The following is a 21,993-nucleotide window of genomic DNA, read 5'->3' on the forward strand; positions in this document are numbered from 1 at the left end:
ATGTTATTATACCTTTTGGCTTCGTAATCAGAATTAATGCTTTTCAGATGCCTGTCAAAAATATCGGTAAATAAATCCAGGTTTTCAGGATGCTCACTAAATTCAAAAATCCATTCGTGAGCGCCGCTTTCATTTTCTTTCATAAAAATCGGAGCTCCGGTAAAATCTTTTACAGAAGAATTAGTTTCCTGGCAAGCTTTCGTTAATGCCGATTCCACATTGGTAATCATCAGTTCTTCACCAAAAGCATTAATATAATGCTTTGTACGGCCCGTAATTTTTATTCTGAAAGGATTCGTTGAAGTAAAAATCACGGTATCACCTATCAAATATCTCCAAAGTCCGCCGTTTGTCGTAATCACCATTGCATAATTTTTCCCGACTTCTACGCCTTCCAGACATACTGCTTTAGGATTAGAACGGTGAAATTCATCCATCGGAATAAATTCATAGAAAATTCCGTAATCGAGCATTAAAAGCATCTCATCACTATTCGATCTGTCCTGAATGCCGAAAAATCCTTCAGAAGCATTATAGATTTCGTAATAATTAATATCTTTCCCGATAAGCGGTTTATATTGCTCTCTGTAAGGCTTAAAGCTTATTCCACCGTGAAAAAATACTTCAAGATTTGGCCAAAGCTCAGAAATGTTTTTTACATCTGTTTCTTTTAAAACCCTTTGCAACAAAACCATCATCCAGCTTGGAACCCCCAAAATACTTCCTACATCTTCATTTTTAACTTCAGAAACAATGGCTTTCAGCTTGCTTTCCCACTCTCCCATCAATGAAACTTTTTTGCTTGGAGTCGTGGTAATTTCAACCCAAAAAGGAAGATTATCAATTAAAATAGCCGAAAGATCGCCGAATTTTGTGTTGAAATCTGCATACAATTCAGAGCTTCCGCCCAAACGTAGATTTTTATTTGTAAAAAGCTGATTTTCAGGGTGGTTATTTGCATAAATAGAAACCATGTCTTTGCCTGCTTTCATATGGCAATATTCCAGGCTTTCTGCCGAAATAGGAATAAATTTGCTTTTGGCATTGGTCGTTCCCGAAGATTTTGCAAAATGCTTGATATAACCGGGCCAGCTCACGTCTTTGTAACCCTGTCTTGCTTTTTCAACATAGGATTCAAACTCTTCATACGTCACAATCGGAACTTTATTTTTAAAATCCTGATAACTCGAAATAGAATTAAACCCATATTTCTTACCGTATTCTGTGTCTTCTGCATGGAATAACTGAGAAAACAGGATCCCTTTCTGGGTATCGATAGGATAATCCATAAAATTCTGAATCTGATCTATCCTTTGCTTGATAAACCAATTGACCACCGTATTGAAAAGTGCTTTCGTTGCCATTAAGACAAATATAATAATATTTGAATTTTCAGCGAATGATTTAAATAAAAAAACCATCACAAAATTTGCAATGGTTTTCATATTATTTTTTTTGATACTAAAAGACTGATTAGCAGTACTCGTCGTAAGCCGCCTGTAAATTTGCTGCAATAGCTCCTGCAGGATTTCCTTCAATATGATGTCTTTCAAGCATATGAACCAATTCTCCGTCTTTGAAAAGTGCTACACACGGTGAGCTTGGAGGGAATGGCGCCAAATGTTTTCTTGCCACTTCTACTGCTTCTTTATCATAACCGGCAAAAACAGTCGTTAAATGGTCCGGTTTTTTATCTCCTGTTAAAGAATAAACAACTCCCGGTCTTGCCGCTCCCGCTGCGCAACCACATACAGAATTGATTACTAAAAGAGTTGTTCCTGATTGCTTTAAAGCATCTTCTACCTGAGCAGGAGTTGCCAAGTCTTCAAAACCTTTATCTGTAAGCTCAGCCTTCATAGGCATTACTAAATCTGTTGGATACATTTCTTATTTTTTTTAAGTGTCTACAAATTTACAACATTTCTACATGTGTTTGCTATTTATAAAAACTATCTAAGTATTTAATAAACAAAATGAAAACCCCTTGACACATAATGATATAACAATAATTTTAATATTTTTTTACATAAAACACATTGATATTAAAATATTATTGCTAAATTTGAAATGGAATTGATAAAGGATTTACAATAAATGAATCCCGAAACATAATGCTTCGGGATTCTTTAATCAAATCGATATRCAAAGGTTGAATATCCGTTGTAATTGGTTGATAGGTTTTGGTTGATCGTTGATAGCATTAATCCATCAACAAACAACTATTAACCAACAACTAAGAAAGCAGCTTCTTCGCCATCTCGGAAATACTCTTTCCGTCAGATTTTCCGGCTAGGTTTTTTGATGCTGCTCCCATCACCTTACCTAAATCTTTCAAAGATTCAGCGCCGGTTTCTGCGATAATGTTTTTCATTTCTACTTCCAGCTCTTCTGCCGAAAGCTGTTTTGGCAAAAATTGCTCGATTACTTTCATCTGAGCTTCTTCTACTTCTGCCAAATCGTTTCTTCCCTGAGCGGTAAACTGCTCAAAAGAATCTTTACGCTGCTTAATCATTCTCTGAAGAATGGCAATTTCCTGCTCTTCAGAAACTTCAGCTCCCAAAGCTTCGGTTTTCAGTAATAATATTTGCGATTTTACAGCACGGAGAGAGTCTAAAGCAACTCTGTCTTTTGCTCTCATCGCTGTTTTTATAGCTTCGCTTATGGTAAGTTCTAAACTCATTTTTATTAAATTTAACAATGTATCAATGTAACAGTTTACCAATTATTGATTGTGTAAAGATTGTTACATTGGTACATTTCTACATTGTTATATTACTTTAGTCAACGTCTTTATTTAAAAATCTGTTTTCTCTGATCTGCATGTTTCCGTTGTTATCAGAGAGATACGTATTGATATTCTGGTCTGAAGCATTAGAACCGTCAATTGAAATGTTTTTTCTCTTGAAAGCCGGAACAGATTCAAACTCATTTACACTGTCGAAATTCTGGTAACGGGAGTTGAATTCTTTCAGCTTGTTTCTTCTTTCCGTTACTCTTTCTTGATCTGCAGGCTTATTGACAAAAGTGAACTCAGATTCTGTCTGTCTCTGGGTTTCTGCTTTGTTTTGCACAGCAGGTTTTTCTTCTTCTTTGGTTTCCTCTTTAGCCTGATAAAAATTCTCAATTTTAGGAGCAATTTCTTCTACGGTTTGGGTAAAAGTTTCAAACTCATTTTTTGGTTGTCCGAAATCAGATTTAGGCTCAACAATCGGTTCGTTTACGGTAAAGCTGAACTCAACAGGCTTTTCGTCTGAATAGTTAGGTGTAAAAGAATCGTTTCTTGGCTCCTCTTTTTTATTTTCAAAATCGAAAGAAAAAGACTGGATCTCTAAGTCGTTCGGATCATCATCGAAAGAAAATAAATTAACATCGTTATCATTACCAGATTCTTCGTTTCTCCAGCTCTGAATCGGGCTTTCTAATGTATCTTCCTCTCTATCAGAGAACTTTATTTCTGTTTTTATCTCTTCTTCCTCAATAGTCATTTTTTTTTCAGAAGACGACATTTTAAACTGTGGCGTATCCTGGTCTTCATCATCTAATCTGAAGAGATTTTTACCTCCGAAATCATATCCCTGTTCAGGAGACATTTCTCTCTCATCTCTTGTTTTGAAAGGAGAAGCTTTCGGAGTTTCCAAAGCATCATTTAAACCAATTCTGATTTTTTCAGTAGGTCCTGAAAATTTTTGATTATCATTAGAAAAACCGGTAGCAATCACCAATACACTTACTGAATCGCCTAATTCTTCATCAGCACCAACTCCAAAAATAATATCGGCAGTATGACCTGCTTCTTTCTGGATATAATCCATGATGATTCCGATTTCGTCCATCGTAGCTTCTTCTGCGCCACTTCTGATCAACAATAGTACGTTTCTTGCGCCTGTAATTTTGTTGTCGTTCAATAACGGAGAATCTAATGCTTTTTTAACAGCTTCTTCAGCTTTGTTTTCACCAGAAGCCATTCCTGTAGACATCAATGCCGTACCTGAATTCTGAAGCACAGATTTAGCATCTCTAAAGTCGATGTTTACATCAAAGTAACCGGTAATAACTTCCGCCATTCCTTTTGCTGCGTTGGTTAAAACTTCATCTGCTTTTGAGAACCCTTGCTTGAAACCAAGGTTACCAAATTGCTGTCTTAATTTATCATTGTTGATCACAATTAATGAATCAACATTATTTCTTAGTTTATCAAGTCCCAATTCTGCCTGATCAAGCCTTCTTTTCCCTTCAAAACTGAAAGGAACGGTAACAATACCTACCGTAAGAATCCCCATATCTTTGGCAACTTTAGCAATAACAGGAGCTGCACCTGTTCCAGTACCACCACCCATTCCTGCCGTGATGAAAACCATTTTGGTGTTTTGTCCCATCGCTGCTTTGATATCTTCGATACTTTCGATCGCAGCTTTTTCACCAACTTCAGGATCTGCACCCGCTCCAAGACCTTCAGTAATGGTAACTCCCAACTGAACTTTGTTTGAAACCGGATTGTTATCTAAAGTCTGCGCATCGGTATTGCAGATCACGAAATCTACCCCATGAATACCTTTTTCGTACATGTGTTTTAGGGCGTTGTTTCCACCGCCACCAACACCGATAACTTTGATGATCGAAGAATTTCCTTTTGGCAGATCAAATGAAAATCCTTGTGTGCCTATATTTTCCATAACTATATTTTTATAATTGATCATTGATAAATGATAATCGATATATTGCTATCAATTATGATTTATCATTTATATTTATTCTACTTCTTCAAAGAATTTTTTCACTTTTTCCATCAGCGACTGTCCGAAAGTTGGTTTAGAAGGTCTTGATGTTTGTATCGGTGCTTTAGGCTCTTCTTCTATTTGCGGAGCATCCTGATTTTGAATTTCTGCACTATTAGTTGGCAAATCTTTCTGCTCAACTTTAGTTTCAGCTTCAATTTCAACTTTCTCTTCTACAGCAGCCGTTTTTTTATCTCTGATTTTTAAACTTTCCATCAGGAGACCAATAGAGGTTGCAAATTCCGGTCCTTTCAGGTATTGGTTTTTATCGTTTGCAATATATTCATTCGCAAAACCAATTCTGCTGTCGAAACCTGTCGTATAATTGGCGAGCTGACGAAGATGTTTTAAATTTGAACCACCCCCTGTCAATACAATTCCTGCAATCAGTTTTTTCTTTTGTTCGAAAGCTCCGTAAGCTTTTAATTCGGTGTTGACCATTTCAAGAATTTCCTCAACTCTCGCATTGATAATCTGTGCTAAAGTTTTCAAAGAGATCTCTTTATCCGGTCTTCCGTGAAGTCCCGGAATGGTTACAAACGTGCTGTCTTTTTCCAATTCAGGAACTGCAGAACCGAACTTAACCTTTAATTGCTCGGCGTGCTTTTCTATAATTGAACAGCCTTCTTTGATGTCTTCCGTAATAATTCCGCCTCCGTAAGGGATGACGCAGGTATGACGGATGATATTATCTTTAAAAATAGCAATATCTGTAGTACCCCCACCGATGTCTACGATGGCTACTCCTGCTTCTTTTTCTTCTTTAGTCAAAACAGCTTCAGAAGATGCTAAAGGCTCCAAAGTAAGTGCCTCCATCTCCAAACCTGCTTCTCTTACACATCTTGCGATGTTTCTGATGCTTCCCATTTGTCCTACAACAACATGGAAATTGGCTTCCAGACGTTTTCCGTGCATTCCGACAGGCTCCTGAATTTCTCCTTCAGAATCAACCTTATATTCCTGCGGAAGAACATGAATAATTTCTTCCCCGGGAAGCATAACAAGCTTTTTTACCTGATCTTTTAATGCTTCAATATCATCATCTGTGATGAATCTGTCGGGATTTTCACGCATAATGTAATCTGAATGCTGCAGTGAGCGAATGTGCTTTCCTGCAATACCTACAGTGACTTTATGAATGGGAACTCCTGCGCTTGACTGTGCTTCTGACACAGCTGCTTTAATAGAGTTAATGGTTTGTGAAATATTATTCACAATTCCTTTATGAACTCCGAGACTTTTTGCCTTCCCAACACCGAGAATTTCTATCTTCCCATGTGCATTTCTCCTTCCGACAATGGCGACAATCTTGGTTGTCCCGATGTCAAGACCTACTGAATACTCTTGATTTTCCATTGTGTATATCGATTTGATTTAATTACTTATTTAATTCTATAGGATTTTACCTATTTTTATTTTGATAGGATTTTATCCTATCCTTTGCTAAATCGTCCTTTCAGGACTCTTCTTTATTCTATTTTAACCTTTGCTTTTGGTTTTGCTGCCGGTTTCTTTTCCGGAGTTTTCTTTTTCTCCTGTGGTTTGACTACAGCTTTTTGTTTTGTATTTTCTTTCGGTTTTAAAGAAGTAGAACTCGCTTTTTTTACTACCGCAACCGGAGCTTTTATCAAATCTTTATGACTAGCTTTTAAAATACTGTCATTTTCTTTAAAATAAGGATTCAGTGTTGTTACAATCTGATTCTGGTATTTTACAGAAACCATGCTGTACTTCTGAGGATCCTGATAAACCAAGTATTTCTCTACAAAAGTTTTAAAACCTTTTACTTTTAATTCAATATTATCTAAATCTCCAATCTCTACTTTATAATTTCCTTCGCTGGTGAGAAGATTGTAGCTGTCTTTATATTTTGAGATTCCGATAAAATATTTTTTGCTGAAATCATCTTTGTCAATCTTATCAACCAATTCAGCAAGCTTTTCGTATTCATCTTTTTTTACATCACCTGTCACCAACATGCAGGGATGTGAATACGTTTTTGAAATCGGAAATTCTGTCCCTTTTTCATCCACATAAAAATCTTTCCCTTTATAATTCAGCCTGAAAACAGGAACTCTTTGTTTGATATCTAAATTCAGTTTTCCATTTAAATTTAAATAAACATTGGCGCTGTCAACCGCCGGAAGCGAATTGATCTTCTTTTCCAGTTCCGGAATGTTTAAATCTCCAACTTTCCTTGACGGATTTTCTTTATTGACAATCTCTCGGATATCTTTTTCATCAATGAAATAAACCGGAGTTTTCTCATTCATTTTTACAGAAATTTTATTGTCCGTAATCTTCTGACCACTGAATTTCTTCAACGAGAAGCTCAGCAGAAAACCAAGAATGATCACTGTGATGGCAATTTTTAAAATTCTGTACTTGTTTTTCATTTTTTTTAGATAACAGATTTCAGATGTTAGATTTTAGACATTTCAAACTGTTTTTTTAATTATTAATTTTTAATTATTCTTTTTGCAAGCCACTCACAAATCGGGTCGTACAGTGTGTCTATATTTCCTGCGCCGACTGTAAGCAAAATGTCAAATTCTTTTTCTTTTATTTTACTGAAAGCTTCATTCAATGTTGAAACTTCTTTTTTTTCTAATGCTATTTTTTCTAATAACCAATCTGAAGTGATGCCTTCAAAATTTTCCTGAAGCTCTCTTGCTGGGTAAATATCCAGCAGAATAAGTTCTTCAGAATTATTTAAACTTTCTGCAAATCCATCAGCAAAATCTCTCGTTCTGCTGAATAAATGCGGCTGGAAAACCACCAATAATTTTTTATCCGGATAAAATGTTTTTATCGAACCGACAACCGCATTAATTTCCGTTGGATGATGCGCATAATCGTCGATATAAATTTTACCGCTTTTATAAGTATGCTTTGTATATCTTCTTTTAATTCCTTTAAAATTGGCAATTGCCTTCTTTAAAGTTTCAAAATCAACTCCCAAATTGTGAAGAATTGCAATTGCAACCGTTGCATTTTCCACATTGTGAATTCCGGGGATTTCCCATACAAAATCTTTAATTGTTTCTGTGGGTGTATGAAAATCAAAGTAGATTTTATCATGCTCCATCCGAAGATTATCTGAGTAATAATCAGCTTCTTCGTTGACTGCATACGTAATGTGCGGTCTCCCAATTTCAATTCCTTTTCTTACAAAAAGTTGTTTATCATTTGGAACTAAAGCTGCAAACTGTCTGAAACCTTCTTCAATCGTATTTTTATCTCCGTAAATATCCAAATGATCGGCATCAGTAGAAGTTATGACTGCCCAATCCGGAGAAAGGTTCAGGAAACTTCTGTCGTATTCATCAGCTTCCACCACAGAATATTGCGAACCATTGTAAAGAAAATTTGATTTAAAATTCTCAGAAATCCCTCCTAAAAAGCATGAAAACGGTAAATCTGCTTCTTTACACAGATGCGAAACCAAAGTAGATGTTGTTGTCTTACCATGCGTTCCTGCAACTGCGATGCAGTCTGTGTTTTCGGTGATTAAACCTAAAACTTTTGCTCTTTTTAAAACTTCAAACTGATTTTCATTAAAATAATCCAGAATGCCCAACTTTTTAATAGCCGGAGTGTAGATTATCAATGTATTTTCTTTCTGTAGCGAAGTGATTTTTTCATCAATGACGTCTTCAAAAACAATATCAATTCCCTCATTCATCAGATTCTCAGTAAGCTTGGTGTTGGTTTTATCATAGCCCAAAACATTCTTGCCCGAAGCATGGAAATACCTTGCCAAAGCACTCATGCCGATACCTCCGATTCCAACGAAGTAAAAATTCTGATATGTTTTTAAATTGTTCATTTTATTTTATTTGAGATTTGAAGTTTGAGATTTGAAATTCATTTCAAAAAACTCATTCGTCTTTATCTCTATTTAATTATTTAAAAATTTCATTTTGTCATTCCGAGGAACGAGGAATCTTAATATTAGATTCTTCACTTCACTGCGTTTCGTTCAGAATGACAAACATTTCATATTTATCTTATCTAATTATTTTAAAAATTTCGTCTACAATCTCTTTTGCCGCATTAGGTTTGGCAAAATATTTCAGATTTTCAGACATTTCTTTTCTTACATTTTCATTTTCGCAGATTTCTGAAAGCGTATTCCAGAATTTCTCCTGCATTTCRGAATCTTTCACCATTCTGGCTGCATTTTTTTCAACCAGATTCATTGCATTTTTAGTTTGATGATCTTCCGCCGCAAATGGAAAAGGGATCAACAAAACAGGCTTCTGCGCTACTGCCAATTCTGAAATAGCAATCGCTCCCGCTCTGGAAACGATCACATCAGCTGCTGAATAGGCGGTTTCCATATCTTTGATGAATTCCTTGATTTGGATTTGGTTGTTGGTTGTTGGTTGTTGGCTATTTCCATCAACTGACAACTGACAACTATCAACAATTTCTTTGTAATCCAATTTTCCGGTTTGCCAGATCAATTGATATCCTTTTTCTTTCAGGTTCTCTAAATTTTCTTTCCAGCCGTTATTTAATGTTCTTGAGCCTAAAGAACCGCCAACCGATAAAATGGTCAACTTATTTTGATCTAAACCTAATTTTTCTTTAGCTGAAGAAGTTTCCTGCATTCCTGAAATGATGTTTTCACGGATCGGATTTCCAAGGAAAAAAACTTTCGAATGTGGAAAAAATTTCTCCATATCCGGATAAGCGGTAAATACTGCTTTTGCTTTCTTTCCGTTTGCTGTGTTGGTTTTTCCGGGAAGAGAATTTTGCTCCTGAATAAAAGTCGGAATTCCCATTTTTGCAGCCATAAACAAAGCCGGTCCGCTTGCAAAACCACCTGTTCCCACCGCAAAATCAGGTTGAAATTCTTTTATAATTTTTTTAGCTTTAAGCAAACTCGAAATAAGCTTGAACGGCAAGCCAATATTTTTAAGCAAATTTCCTCTGTCGAAACCTGCAATGTTTAATCCTTCTATTTTATAGCCAGCTTGCGGAACTTTTTCCATTTCCATTTTTCCGTTGGCTCCGATGAACAAAAACTCTGCATCAGGAAATCTTTTCTTGATTTCGTCTGCAATAGCGATTGCCGGGAAGATGTGTCCTCCTGTTCCGCCGCCTGATAACAATACTTTTAGTTTTTTGTTCATACTTTTTATTATTGATAAATGATGATTGATAAGCGATATGAAATCATTATAAATTATCATCCATCATTTATATTTATGCAATGTCATTTATTTCGGCAATGCTTTGTTTTTTGCCCATTCCTTCTTCATCATAAATCTGAATTCTTGAGCTTATATTTAAAATAATTCCAAGCTGGATGTATGTTACCAACATGGRTGTTCCACCATAACTTATCAGCGGCAATGGCTGTCCTGTTACCGGAATCAGATTCACTGCAACCGCAATATTTACTGCCAACTGAATAAAAATCATCACCCCGAGACTGAGAACGAGCAACGAACCGAAAAACGCGGGCATTTTACTCGCAATCATGACGATTCGGACAATCATAATCAGATACATACTAATTAAAAATCCAGCTCCTATCAAGCCATATTCTTCAACAATTACTGCAAAAATAAAATCAGATGCAGATTGCGGAAGCATTTGTTTTAAAGCAGATTTTCCTGGTCCCATTCCGGTAATTCCACCGTGAACGATGGCGGCTTTTGCCTGCATTACCTGATAATTTTTAGCTTTTACACTTTCATCATCAACATCAGCCGTTTTTGCTTTGCTTGACGTAAAGGTTTCGATACGGCTCATCCATGTATGAACACGGTTTCCACCAATTAAATTGGTATTTAAAGCAATCAATAAAAACAAAACAATAGCAACGAATGATGTAGAAATAAATCCTGCAATGTATTTCCAGTGAAGTTGTCCGATAACCAAAACAATAACTGAAACCATTAAAATCATCAACGCTGTCGAACCGTTATCTTTTGCGACCAATACGAAAACCAGTAAAATTGGCCCGAAAATGTACATTACATTCTCAATCGGAAGTCTTTCTCTTGTTATTTTCTTGGTTAAATATCTGCACAGATAAATAATTAACACTAAAAAAGCAAAAGACGAAGGCTGAAACGAGATCGGTGTTCCCGGAATTTTAAGCCATCTTGAAGCACTCGCTCCGTCAATAGTTTGCCCAGTAAACATTGTGACAATCAGCAAAATAATCATTAAACCCAACATAATACTGCTGAGTTTTCCCATGTATTCGTACTTCACTGTTCCAACAATTCTCATAATTGCCAATCCTAAAACTACAAAGAACATGTGTTTCATCACGTGACCGGTTGTAGTTCCGTTGTTAACAATATATTCTAAGTTTGAACTTGCAGAATACACCGGGAAAATAGAGAAAATGGAGATCACAAGAATGACCATCCAAAGTACTTTATCGCCCTTTAGAAATTCAAATCTGCTTTCTGTATTCTGTTCGTTCATACGTTCCGTATTCATGTATTTATGTAAAATGTATTCATGATGCTAAAAATCTTTATACATTAATACTTTTTACATTTTACAATTATTTTAGTACCTGCACTTTAAACTGCTTTCCTCTGTCTTCATAGCTTTTGAAAAGATCAAAACTTGCGCAACAAGGAGAAAGTAAAACCGTATCGCCGCTTTTTACCAGTGATTTTGCAGTTTCCACTGCTTTTTCCATGCTTGAAGTGCTGTATATCAGTTCTTTTTTGTTTTTAAAGAAATCAATAATTTTCTGATTATCAATTCCTAAACAAACTATTGCCTTTACTTTTCTTTTAACTAAATCTTCAATTTCGGTATAGTCATTTCCTTTATCCAATCCTCCGACAATCCAAACTGTCGGATTTTTCATGCTTTCTAAGGCATAATAAGTTGCATTTACATTGGTTGCTTTGCTGTCGTTGATGTATTTTACACCTTCGATTTCAGTAACAAGTTCCAATCTGTGCTCAACTGCCTGAAAGGTCATCAATGAATTCCTGATGCTTTCATTATTGATTTCCAATATTTTACCGGCAATTGAAGCCGCTAAACTGTTGGCTACATTGTGATTTCCCAATAAAGACAATTCATCAACTTTCATTGAGAACTCGTCTTTCAGTTTTACCACAATTTTATCTCCTTCTACAAAACCTCCTTCAGACAATTTTTCTTTGGTTGAAAAAGGAATCATTTTCGCTTTAATTTCAAATTTTTCAAGAATATTTTTGCTCATTTCATCATCTTTATTGTAGATGAAAAAGTTATCATTCTCCTGATTTTCAGCTATTCTGAATTTTGCCAAAGCATATTCTTCATAGTTGTAATTGTACTGATCCAAATGATCCTTCGACAAATTCAACAGTAAAGAAATATACGGCCTGAAGTTCTGAATATCATCCAACTGGAAAGAACTTACCTCCAAAACATAATATTCATGGTTTTCATCAGCAACCTGCTTTGCAAAGCTGTAACCGATGTTTCCGCCTAAACCTACATTCAATCCGTCATTTTTCAGGATATAATAGATCAAAGACGTTGTCGTTGTTTTTCCGTTGCTTCCTGTAATAGCAATGATTTTTGCATCTGTAAATTCCGAAGCAAATTCAATTTCAGAGGAAAGCCTGATTCCTTTCTCATGAATTTTATTAATCATTTCAGCTTTTTTCGGAATTCCCGGGCTTTTTACAATCCAGTCAGCATTGAGAATTCTTTCCTCATCGTGATTTTCCTCTTCAAACTCAATGTCATTTTCCGTCAAAAATTGTTTGTAGTGATCCTTAATTGCTCCTTTGTCTGAAAGAAATACTTCCAAACCTTTTTTCTTAGCCAAATAAGCAGCACCACAACCACTTTCGCCACCTCCTAAAACAACTATTTTCATTTAATTAAAATTAAAAGATTAAGAGATTAAGAGATTAAGAGGATTCTAATTTCTAAATCTCCTAATTTCTGAATATCTCAATTTCATTTATCTCATCTTCAATGTAATGAGACACACAATTGCCAACATAACCCCAATGATAATCATCCTGTTAACGATTTTACTTTCGTGGAAACCGTCTTTCTGATAATGATGATGAAGCGGAGACATTTTAAACAATCTATTATTTTGAGCATATTCCAGCCCAAATTTTCTTTTCCTGTATTTGAAGACAACCACCTGAAGCATCACTGAAATGTTTTCAATTAAGAAAATTCCGCAAAGCACAGGAATCATTAATTCTTTTCTTAAAATAACCGCCAAAACGGCAATGACACCTCCCAACATTAAACTTCCCGTATCGCCCATAAAAACCTGTGCCGGATACGTATTGTACCAAAAAAATCCTATTACCGCACCGACCATGGCGACGGCAAAAATCGTGGTTTCACCCATATTCGGAAGGAACATAATATTGAGATAATCTGCAAAAATGATGTTTCCGGAAACGTAGGCAAAAAAAGCAAGAGCCAAAAGAATAATCGTGCTTGTTCCTGCCGCCAAACCATCGATTCCGTCGGTAATATTGGCTCCGTTGGAAACCGCTGTAACAATAAAGATTACGATGGGAATAAAAACTATCCAAGCCCATTCGTGCGCTTCGGCATCATCCATCCAGAATAATATTCCGCTGTAATCAAACTCATTATTTTTGGTAAACGGAACGGTAGAAACGGTGATTTTTTCGGTCGGCATAAAGTTTTGTTCAACATTATTTCTGTTGACTACTTTTGCATCTGCATATTTTCTTTTAACCGTCACTTCAGGATGGAAATACATTGTCACTCCGATAATTAGCCCTAAACCAACCTGACCTACAATCTTGAATTTTCCGCTTAATCCGTCTTTATTTTTTTTAATCTTTTTTAAATAATCATCCAGGAAACCAATTGCTCCCATCCAAATCACCGTAACGATAAGAAGAACAATATAAATATTGGTGATTCTCGTAAACAGCAAAACCGGAATAATGGTCGCCAAAATAATGATAAGACCTCCCATTGTGGGAGTTCCCTCTTTTTGTTTTTGTCCGTCTAATCCCAAATCACGCACCAATTCGCCCATTTGCTTCCCTCTCAGGTAATTGATAATTGTTTTACCGTAGACCAAAGCAATCGTTAATGAAAGCAAAACCGCCATTCCTGCACGGAACGAAATGTACCTCAACATTCCCATTCCAGGAATGTGGATGCCTTGACTGTTTAGATATTCGTATAGATAGTATAGCATTCTTTCGGATTTAAAAATTTAATTTATTTAAAGATTTTAAGATTGTGGTTTTTCAATATTTGCATTCAAATATTTAATAAAATTTGAAATGTTAGAAGAGACTTCTCTGGACAGATTAATTATTTCATCTGCTAAAACTTCTTCTCCCAATTTCAATTTCTTACTTACAATCATCATACTTTTAACTTCGGCACAACTGCCTTTTGCAATTTTCAAATATTTAATAAACTGTTTGTTATTATTATATTCTGAGCCTTCCGCAATATTATTTGATATTGAAAATCCGGCTCTTTTAATTTGATTATCAAATTCAAATTCTTTTTCTAAATCCTTCGATTTTAGAAATTGATAGACTTTTTCAATTAATTCTAAACTTTTCAGATAAACAGGAAAATCTTCGAAATTTTTTGTCATCTTTTAATTTTTAAATTCTTAAATGAATTAAATCTTTCAATTCACAATCTATTTACTCATCAGCTTCCAAAGCTCATTAATTACTTCCTTGTCATCAAAATGATGTTTTACACCATTGATTTCCTGATAATTTTCGTGGCCTTTTCCGGCAACGAGAATGATGTCTTTCGGTTCGGCAAATTTTATTGCCATTTTTATTGCTTCTCTTCTGTCTGGAATTGAAGTGTACTTGCTGAAATTTTGTGGCTCAACACCTGCTTCAATTTCCTTAATAATTACAGCCGGATCTTCCGTCCGCGGATTGTCTGAAGTGATGATTGCCAAAGTTGATTTTTTGGTGGCAATATTCCCCATTTCAGGTCTTTTTGAGTGATCTCTGTCGCCTCCACAACCGAAAACCGTGATTAATCTTTCATTTTTCGTTCTGATGTCATTGATGCTGTCTAAAACATTTTCAAGCGCATCCGGAGTGTGTGCGTAATCTACGATGAAGAAAATTCCGCCGTCGGATTTGAAGGTTTCAAACCTTCCTGAAACTCTTTTAAGAACACTTATTGCCTGAAGAATTTCATCTTGCTCGAAACCTAATTCAGCAGCAATTCCGAAAACTAATAGCAAATTGTAAACATTGAACTTTCCTGTTAAGGTTGTCCAAAATTCTTTTCCGTTGAAATTCAACAGCATTCCGTTAAAATCAACTTCCAAAGTTCTTCCGTGATAATCTGCCATTGTTTTCAAAGCGTAAGATTTTTTCTTTGCTTTGGTGTTTTGCAACATCACATTTCCATTTTTATCATCAACATTAGTGATTGCAATGGCATTTTCATTTAACTCATCAAAAAATCTTTTTTTCGTTTTTAAATATTCATCAAACGTTTTATGATAATCCAAATGATCGTGGGTAAGATTGGTAAACCCGGCAACTTTAAAGTGCAAACCTTCAGTTCTGTTCTGAGAAATTCCGTGTGAGCTTACTTCCATGAAGGCAAACTCGCATCCCGACTCAACCGCTTTAGCCAAAATCTGATTAATCGTAATCACATCCGGAGTTGTATGTGTTGCAGGAATTATTTCGTCCCCGATTCTGATTTCAACCGTTGAAAGCAAAGCCGATTTATAGCCTAAATTTTTAAAAACATCGAACAACAAAGTTGAAACAGAAGTTTTTCCGTTGGTTCCAGTAACTCCGATTAATTTTAATTTTTCAGAAGGATTTCCATAGAAATTAGAAGCTAATTGCCCTAAAGTTTTTGATGAATCTTTTACTTTGATGTAAGTAATATTTTCATCTAAATTCTCCGGTAAATCTTCGCAAACAATAGTTTTTGCACCTTTCTCAATCGATGATACAATAAATGAATGTCCGTCTGCAACCGTTCCTTTCACTGCGATATACAGTGAATTTTCCGAAACTTTTCTGCTGTCGAAAACCAAAGCGGAAACTTCACGGTCGTTTTCACCATGACTTTCTAAAACCGGAATTCTGTTTAATAATTCAACTAATTGCATTGCTGATGCTTTTTATTTTTTATTTTTCTGATAGGATTGCATCCTATCCTTTTTTAAATCGTCCTTTCAGGACTCTTTTCTTTTATTTTAATTCTGCAGAGACAAATAAATTCTCTGGTTTTTGCTGATCGTAGTGCCTTCGAGCGGAAATTGTTCCCTGATTCTTCCCACTCCTTTAAAGTCTACCCGATACCCTAAATTTTCCAATTGCGGAATAACATTTTTACCGATCAACCCAACTACGCTTGGCATTTTTTTATTGCTGACCACTACTTTTACATTGGGTTCAACCATTTTATTAAGGTTCACCTTTTTATCAACCAGCATTTCTTTTTCGATATTTTGAGGGGTTTTCAAGAAAGTTTTCCCTGCAATTTCTTTAAAAACAGGCGCTGAAACCGTTCCTCCGTAAAACCCTTTTGCCGTGTTCGGTTCACTGATCATCACATAACATGTATATTTCGGATTATCTGCCGGATAAAATCCTGCAAATGAAGATCTGTATTTCATTGGACCGGGAAGCCAATATTCAAATCTTGCGGTTCCGGTTTTTCCTGCCATCTTTAAGTTGGGTGTGAAAATACTTCTTCCGGTTCCCTTTTCCACGGCTTTTGTTAAAGCATCGGTCATCATTTTAATTGCTTTTTCAGATGCCATTTTTTTAACCATGACCTGAGTCTGGGCTTCAAAAGTAACCTTCCCGTTTTGCATGATCTTGTCGATGAAAAGAGGTTTTACCATTTTACCATTATTGGCAACGCCATTATAGAAAGTCGCTAACTGCAGAATATTGATATTTGTGCCGTAACCAAAACCGATAGAAGCCAAAGCTCCTGCATTCCATCTTTTGTTTTGAGGCGTAAGATTGTTTGGCTTTGTAATTCCCGGAAGCTCGATATCCATTTTATCAAATAATTTCCATCTTCTTAAATGATCTAAGAAGATTTCAGGCTTATCTGCATAATATTTTGTAATAAGCTTTGCCGTTCCCACGTTGCTGGATTTAGCCAAAACATCGGAAATATCGTAAGTTCCGCCACCGTGACCATCAGAAATTCTTTGCTTTGCATAAACCCAAACTCCATTTCCTACGTCTACCGTTGTATTTTCATCAATAAAACCATCGTCCATTGCTGCCAAAAGCGAAACTACTTTAAAGGTTGAACCCGGTTCTATATTGTCTTTAATAGCATAGTTATAAGCATCCACATAATTCCCTTCATCATTTTTCCGAAGATTTACCATAGCTCTTACTTTCCCGGTTTCTACTTCCATTACGATAACCGTTCCGTGTTTTGCTTCAAAATTTACGAGCTGTTTTTGCAATGCTGAATGGGCAATATCCTGAATTCTAAGATCTAAAGTCGTATAAACATCCTGTCCGTCAACCGGCTCACTTACTTTCCAGTAATCAATTGGTTTCCATTGAGAAGAATTTACCCTTTGCTCTAATCTGCTTCCGTCGATGCCTGTAAGGTATTTTGAAAATGCTCCTTCAAGACCTGCTTTTGCAACGCCGTTATCAATTCCTATTGTTCCGGAACCGATTTCTGAAGTAGCCAACTCACGTTTATAATTTCTGTCAACAATGAATCCACCTTTGTTTTTTCCTCTCTTAAAAATTGGAAACTTTCTGATTCTGTCATATTGGTCAAAATCTAACCCTCTTACTAAAGAATAATATTGATTTTTATTCTTTTTCTGCTCATCAAATCTTTTTCTGAAATCTGCTCTCGATTTGCCGAACATTTTGCTTAAAGAATCAGTAAGCGCACCAATATTATTGCTGTAAACCGTATCTTTTATCGTTTTAAAATCGAGATAAATGTCATAACGCATTACCGTTGTTGCCAAAATTGATCCGTCTGAAGCAAATAAATTTCCACGAGCAGCTTTCAGAGTGGCAGTACGATAATTATTGTTGATGTAATCGTCTTTAATTTCCTGAACATTGGTGTTCTGAAGAATAACGATTCTCGCCAAAAACATCACAAATACGCATAAAGCAACAGTTGCGAAAAGGTAACCCCATCGCAATGTCTTCTTTCTTTTATTATCGTAATCATTTTGTTTTTGCATCACTACTGTCTAATTTTATTAACAATTTGTGCGGGTGACTTTCCAAAGTCATTAATGAATCTGCGGCGACTTCCTTGCCCAGCTCAGACTCCATTTTTACTTTTATCAGCTTACTTTGTGCGTAAGCATTTCTGGATTTGTATTCTTCTGTTTCTTCTTTTAAAGCATTAACAATTTTTATTTTTTTATTGACTAAATGATTGCTGTAAATCATCGCCATCATCAAAACAAACAACAACAGGAAAAACTTGTAATGAACTTTTATTTCATCACGGTTCAGAAAGTTTCCTTTTATAATGTCTATAAAAGTGAGCTTCTTCTGAGGTTTGTATGTTGTTCTTTTTGCCACAGACTTTGTCTGGTTTATTTTTAAATATTATTTGTCAATTTTGCTTTGCAGTGAATTCACTTTGTGGTCAATTGTCAATTTTAAAATTCACGATTAACAATTCACTCATTCACCATTAAACCTTGATTCCTGTTCTCATTTTAGCACTTCTGGCTCTTGAGTTCTCTTCAATTTCCTTGTCATCAGGAATAATTGCTTTGCTCTTCACCAATTCAAATGCTTTTTCGTAATTTCCGTAGATATCACGTTGCGGCTCACCTTCAAACATTCCGTTTTTCAGAAATCTTTTTACCAGACGGTCTTCCAGAGAGTGATAAGAAATAACGACTAATCTTCCTCCCGGTTTTAGAATATTGTAAGACTGAACCAGCATTTCTTTCAGAACATCAAGTTCCTGATTTACCTCAATTCTTATTGCCTGAAACAACTGTGCATAAAATTTATTCACTTTATGCGGCGGAAGATAGCTGAAAAGTTTTTTCAGATCTTCTGTGGTTTCTATTGTTTTAGTTTTTCTATGATGAACAATATCACGAGCTAATTTTCTCGCCTCTCTCAATTCACCATAATAATAAAAAATATCTGCCAAAGCTTCTTCGTCATACTCATTGATGACCTTTTTGGCATCAAGGCTCTGCATGACATTCATTCTCATATCAAGCGGCGCATTACTTCTTGTGGAAAAACCTCTCTCTGCCTCATCAAACTGGTGAGAAGAAACTCCAAGATCAGCTAAAATTCCGTCAACCTGAGAAACACCATACATTAAAAGGGAGTTTTCAAGAAATCTGAAGTTTTGGTTGATTAAAGTAAATTTCGGGTCTTCAATATTATTTTTGAGCGCATCAAGATCCTGGTCAAATGCATATAACTTTCCTTTTTCAGAAAGTCTGCTTACAATCTCGCGTGAATGTCCGCCACCGCCAAATGTGCAGTCCACATAAATTCCGTCTGGATCAGTCACCAAATCATCCACACTTTGCTTCAATAAAACGGGGTTGTGATACATGCTGTATTTGTGTTTATTAATTATTCTTCATCAAAAGCACCCATCACATCTTCTGCAAGATTTGCAAAATCATCTTCGTTGGTTGCAATTACTTTTTCGTATGCTTCTTTATCCCAAATTTCAAAAAGCTCTCCCGCACTTGTCACCACGATATCTTTCGTAAGATTTGCAAAGTGGGTAAGATCTTTAGAAATCTGAAGTCTTCCGGCGGTATCGAGCTCAACGGTCTTTACTCCAGCGGTAAACATTCTTATAAAATCTGCATTTTTTTTGATGAATCTATTCAGTTTATTAATCTTATCCATCAGTTTATCCCATGCTTTCATAGGGTAAACTTCAAGACACGGTTGAAACACAGAACGCTTTACCACAAAGGTTTTATCCTCAAAATTCTCCATCTGCTTTATAAGAGATGAAGGCACTTTAAGGCGACCTTTGTCGTCTATTTTGCACTCATATGTTCCAATGAAATTTCTCATTTGGGACAAAATTATAAATATTTTTCCAAATCCTCCCACTTTTTCCCACTTTTTGACTTAATGTTAATAAGTTTCAATAATTGTTGATTATCAGTGAGATAATATATTTCTAGGATTTATTAAGCTTCTCATATTTGGAGCATAGCAAAAAGATTTATAAAAAATCCCATAACAATACGCTTCATATATTATTTTTAGTTTATATTAGTTATATCAAAAAGTTTTTGGTGTTTAATTTGTATTTTTGCAAGGCTTAGACAGGCATTATGAGATTTAGTACAAAAAAAGAAAAGAAATATAACTTTATAGAAGCTGGAGAAGGTCACCCTCTTGTGCTTTTGCACGGGTTAATGGGTGGATTGAGTAATTTTGATAAAATGGTGAGTTTTTTTTCAGAAAGAGGCTTTAAGGTTTATGTGCCTCAACTTCCTATTTACGATTTGCCGGTACTCAATACCAATCTCACAACGATTGCAAAATATGTAATCAAATTTATCGAAACCAATATTGGCAAGCCGGTTACTATTGTAGGTAATTCTATGGGTGGTCATGTAGGTTTAATATTAACTTTGGCAAGACCTGACTTGGTTCAGAATCTTGTCTTAACAGGAAGCTCCGGTTTGTATGAAAGAGCTTTTGGCGACAGCTTTCCAAGAAAAAACGACCGTTCCTATATCAGAAAAAAGGCTGAAGAGGTTTTTTATGATCCTTCGGTAGCTACTGAAGATCTGGTAGATGAAGTTTTCAGTGTGGTAAACGACCGAATGAAAGGAATTAAAACCGTGATGCTGGCAAGAAGCGCCATTAAGCACAATATGTTGAATGATCTTCCTAAAATCCTGAGACCGACGTGTCTGATCTGGGGAAAACAAGACAACGTAACTCCTCCTGAAGTTGCAGAAGACATGCACAAATTTATTCCTAATTCAGATTTATTCTGGATCGATAAATGCGGACACGCTGYGATGATGGAAAAGCCAGATGAGTTTAATGAAATTCTTTACAACTGGGTAAAAGACAAAATATAAAAACGATAAACCATTAAGACTCTTCTTAATGGTTTATTTTTCTAAATAAAAAATCAATACAATGGTTATAAAAACAGCAACGTTTGTAAAAAGCAGTGGAAAATGGCAGGAATGCCCGGAACCAGACATGCCGGAATATGCTTTCATCGGAAGATCAAACGTCGGGAAATCTTCATTGATCAATGCAATGATGAACCACAAAGATTTGGCAAAAACATCTGGAACACCGGGAAAAACCCAGCTTATTAATCATTTTTTGGTTAACGAAAACTGGTATCTTACCGATTTGCCGGGTTATGGATATGCAAAAGTTTCAAAAGTCATCAGAAAAGATTTTGAAAAACTGATTACCAATTATATTCTCAACAGAAGAAACCTTGTGAATCTTTTTGTATTGGTAGATTCCCGCCACAACCCGCAGAAGATTGATCTTGAATTTATACAATGGTGCGGCGAAAGCGGAGTTCCTTTTTCGATTGTTTTTACGAAAGTAGATAAACTGAAACCAAGCATTGCCATTCAAAATGTTGAAAACTATAAAAACGAACTGCTGAAAACCTGGGCAGACCTTCCAGAAATGTACGTAACCTCAGCAGAAAAGAAAGAAGGATGCGACGAGATTTTAAATTTCATCCAGACGACTAACGAATTTTTAGCAAATAACAGCGTTAATTTTAATGAATAATATTATCTGGAAAATAAAAAGCTTCGAAGAACTGACTACTTCTGAGCTTTACGAGATCATTAAAGCGAGAGTAGATGTTTTTGTGGTTGAGCAAGATTGCCCGTATCACGATCTGGATGGCTACGATCAAAAAGCCATTCACCTTTGGGCGGAACAAGACAATAGCGTTTTAGCGTACTGCAGGATTTTCGATAAAGGTATAAAATATGACGAAACTTCGATCGGAAGAGTTTTAACGTCAGAAAAAGGCAGAGGAAAAAATTTAGGCAAACAATTGATACAATATGCTGTTGAAACGATAGAAAACCGTTTTAAAACTTCTGAAGTGAGAATTTCTGCGCAGGATTATCTGTTGAGATTTTACTCATATTTTGGTTTTGAAGATACGGGGAAGAAATATTTGGAAGACAATATTCCGCATACGGAAATGTTTAGAAAGCAGTCATAATTTCTAGCCTTTTAAAACAAAATAAAAA

The 21,993-nt window shown here is 35.7% G+C and carries 20 protein-coding genes; 3 read left to right on the forward strand and 17 right to left on the reverse strand.

Going from position 1 to position 21,993, the window contains the following annotated elements:
• The 17 genes from AB4Y90_RS00685 to mraZ form a co-directional block, all read right to left on the reverse strand.
• A partial coding sequence (locus tag AB4Y90_RS00685; protein WP_441555301.1) for a GH3 auxin-responsive promoter family protein occupies positions 1-1,364 on the reverse strand: 1,364 nt, incomplete at its 3' end.
• Between the two features lie 109 nt (positions 1,365-1,473).
• A complete protein-coding gene (locus tag AB4Y90_RS00690) occupies positions 1,474-1,884 on the reverse strand; it encodes a BrxA/BrxB family bacilliredoxin (RefSeq protein ID WP_441555248.1) in 411 nt (136 codons plus the stop codon).
• A gap of 349 nt (positions 1,885-2,233) precedes the next feature.
• On the reverse strand, positions 2,234-2,680 hold the full coding sequence (locus AB4Y90_RS00695) for a GatB/YqeY domain-containing protein (RefSeq protein ID WP_441555249.1): 447 nt from the start codon (positions 2,678-2,680) through the stop codon (positions 2,234-2,236).
• Positions 2,681-2,777: 97 nt separating this feature from the next.
• Positions 2,778-4,673: a cell division protein FtsZ gene (ftsZ, locus tag AB4Y90_RS00700; RefSeq protein WP_441555250.1), complete on the reverse strand. Its 1,896-nt coding sequence runs from the start codon at positions 4,671-4,673 to the stop codon at positions 2,778-2,780.
• 75 nt (positions 4,674-4,748) lie between these two features.
• Positions 4,749-6,131, reverse strand: a complete 1,383-nt coding sequence (ftsA, locus tag AB4Y90_RS00705) for a cell division protein FtsA (protein WP_441555251.1) — start codon at positions 6,129-6,131, stop codon at positions 4,749-4,751.
• A gap of 113 nt (positions 6,132-6,244) precedes the next feature.
• On the reverse strand, positions 6,245-7,171 hold the full coding sequence (locus AB4Y90_RS00710; RefSeq protein WP_441555252.1) for a cell division protein FtsQ/DivIB: 927 nt from the start codon (positions 7,169-7,171) through the stop codon (positions 6,245-6,247).
• Between the two features lie 62 nt (positions 7,172-7,233).
• Positions 7,234-8,604: a UDP-N-acetylmuramate--L-alanine ligase gene (gene murC, locus AB4Y90_RS00715; RefSeq protein WP_441555253.1), complete on the reverse strand. Its 1,371-nt coding sequence runs from the start codon at positions 8,602-8,604 to the stop codon at positions 7,234-7,236.
• 181 nt (positions 8,605-8,785) lie between these two features.
• The gene (murG, locus tag AB4Y90_RS00720) at positions 8,786-9,916 is read right to left on the reverse strand and encodes an undecaprenyldiphospho-muramoylpentapeptide beta-N-acetylglucosaminyltransferase (RefSeq protein ID WP_441555254.1); all 1,131 of its coding nucleotides are present in this window, start codon (positions 9,914-9,916) and stop codon (positions 8,786-8,788) included.
• A gap of 73 nt (positions 9,917-9,989) precedes the next feature.
• Positions 9,990-11,243 carry an FtsW/RodA/SpoVE family cell cycle protein gene (locus AB4Y90_RS00725; RefSeq protein ID WP_441555255.1) on the reverse strand — a complete coding sequence of 418 codons (1,254 nt, stop codon included), beginning with the start codon at positions 11,241-11,243 and terminating at the stop codon, positions 9,990-9,992.
• Between the two features lie 67 nt (positions 11,244-11,310).
• A complete protein-coding gene (gene murD / locus AB4Y90_RS00730; protein ID WP_441555256.1) occupies positions 11,311-12,636 on the reverse strand; it encodes a UDP-N-acetylmuramoyl-L-alanine--D-glutamate ligase in 1,326 nt (441 codons plus the stop codon).
• A gap of 87 nt (positions 12,637-12,723) precedes the next feature.
• On the reverse strand, positions 12,724-13,965 hold the full coding sequence (gene mraY, locus AB4Y90_RS00735) for a phospho-N-acetylmuramoyl-pentapeptide-transferase (RefSeq protein WP_441555257.1): 1,242 nt from the start codon (positions 13,963-13,965) through the stop codon (positions 12,724-12,726).
• Positions 13,966-14,001: 36 nt separating this feature from the next.
• The gene (locus tag AB4Y90_RS00740) at positions 14,002-14,379 is read right to left on the reverse strand and encodes a four helix bundle protein (protein WP_441555258.1); all 378 of its coding nucleotides are present in this window, start codon (positions 14,377-14,379) and stop codon (positions 14,002-14,004) included.
• A gap of 48 nt (positions 14,380-14,427) precedes the next feature.
• Positions 14,428-15,888: a UDP-N-acetylmuramoyl-L-alanyl-D-glutamate--2,6-diaminopimelate ligase gene (locus tag AB4Y90_RS00745; protein WP_441555259.1), complete on the reverse strand. Its 1,461-nt coding sequence runs from the start codon at positions 15,886-15,888 to the stop codon at positions 14,428-14,430.
• A gap of 87 nt (positions 15,889-15,975) precedes the next feature.
• Complete coding sequence (locus AB4Y90_RS00750; RefSeq protein WP_441555260.1) at positions 15,976-17,967, reverse strand: penicillin-binding transpeptidase domain-containing protein; 1,992 nt, start codon at positions 17,965-17,967, stop codon at positions 15,976-15,978.
• Entirely contained in the window at positions 17,951-18,316 is a 366-nt protein-coding gene (locus tag AB4Y90_RS00755) for an FtsL-like putative cell division protein (RefSeq protein ID WP_441555261.1), read from the reverse strand. The genes AB4Y90_RS00750 and AB4Y90_RS00755 overlap by 17 nt, the downstream gene beginning before the upstream one ends.
• A gap of 115 nt (positions 18,317-18,431) precedes the next feature.
• Positions 18,432-19,325 carry a 16S rRNA (cytosine(1402)-N(4))-methyltransferase RsmH gene (rsmH, locus tag AB4Y90_RS00760; protein ID WP_441555262.1) on the reverse strand — a complete coding sequence of 298 codons (894 nt, stop codon included), beginning with the start codon at positions 19,323-19,325 and terminating at the stop codon, positions 18,432-18,434.
• A 20-nt stretch (positions 19,326-19,345) separates the two neighbouring features.
• A complete protein-coding gene (gene mraZ / locus AB4Y90_RS00765; protein WP_441555264.1) occupies positions 19,346-19,804 on the reverse strand; it encodes a division/cell wall cluster transcriptional repressor MraZ in 459 nt (152 codons plus the stop codon).
• Positions 19,805-20,070: 266 nt separating this feature from the next.
• Here mraZ and AB4Y90_RS00770 point away from each other — a divergent pair, with 266 nt between their 5' ends.
• From AB4Y90_RS00770 to AB4Y90_RS00780, 3 genes are all read left to right on the forward strand, one after another.
• On the forward strand, positions 20,071-20,832 hold the full coding sequence (locus AB4Y90_RS00770) for an alpha/beta fold hydrolase (protein WP_441555265.1): 762 nt from the start codon (positions 20,071-20,073) through the stop codon (positions 20,830-20,832).
• Positions 20,833-20,893: 61 nt separating this feature from the next.
• Positions 20,894-21,517: a ribosome biogenesis GTP-binding protein YihA/YsxC gene (yihA, locus tag AB4Y90_RS00775; RefSeq protein ID WP_441555266.1), complete on the forward strand. Its 624-nt coding sequence runs from the start codon at positions 20,894-20,896 to the stop codon at positions 21,515-21,517.
• Positions 21,510-21,965 (forward strand): GNAT family N-acetyltransferase, encoded by a 456-nt coding sequence (locus AB4Y90_RS00780; RefSeq protein WP_441555267.1) that lies wholly within the window; start codon positions 21,510-21,512, stop codon positions 21,963-21,965. Before yihA ends, AB4Y90_RS00780 begins: the two co-directional genes overlap by 8 nt.
• The last annotated feature ends 28 nt before the right edge of the window (positions 21,966-21,993 follow it).

Origin of the sequence: Chryseobacterium sp. 2TAF14, assembly GCF_052115105.1 — a bacterium.
In the GTDB taxonomy this organism is placed as follows: Bacteria; Bacteroidota; Bacteroidia; order Flavobacteriales; family Weeksellaceae; genus Chryseobacterium.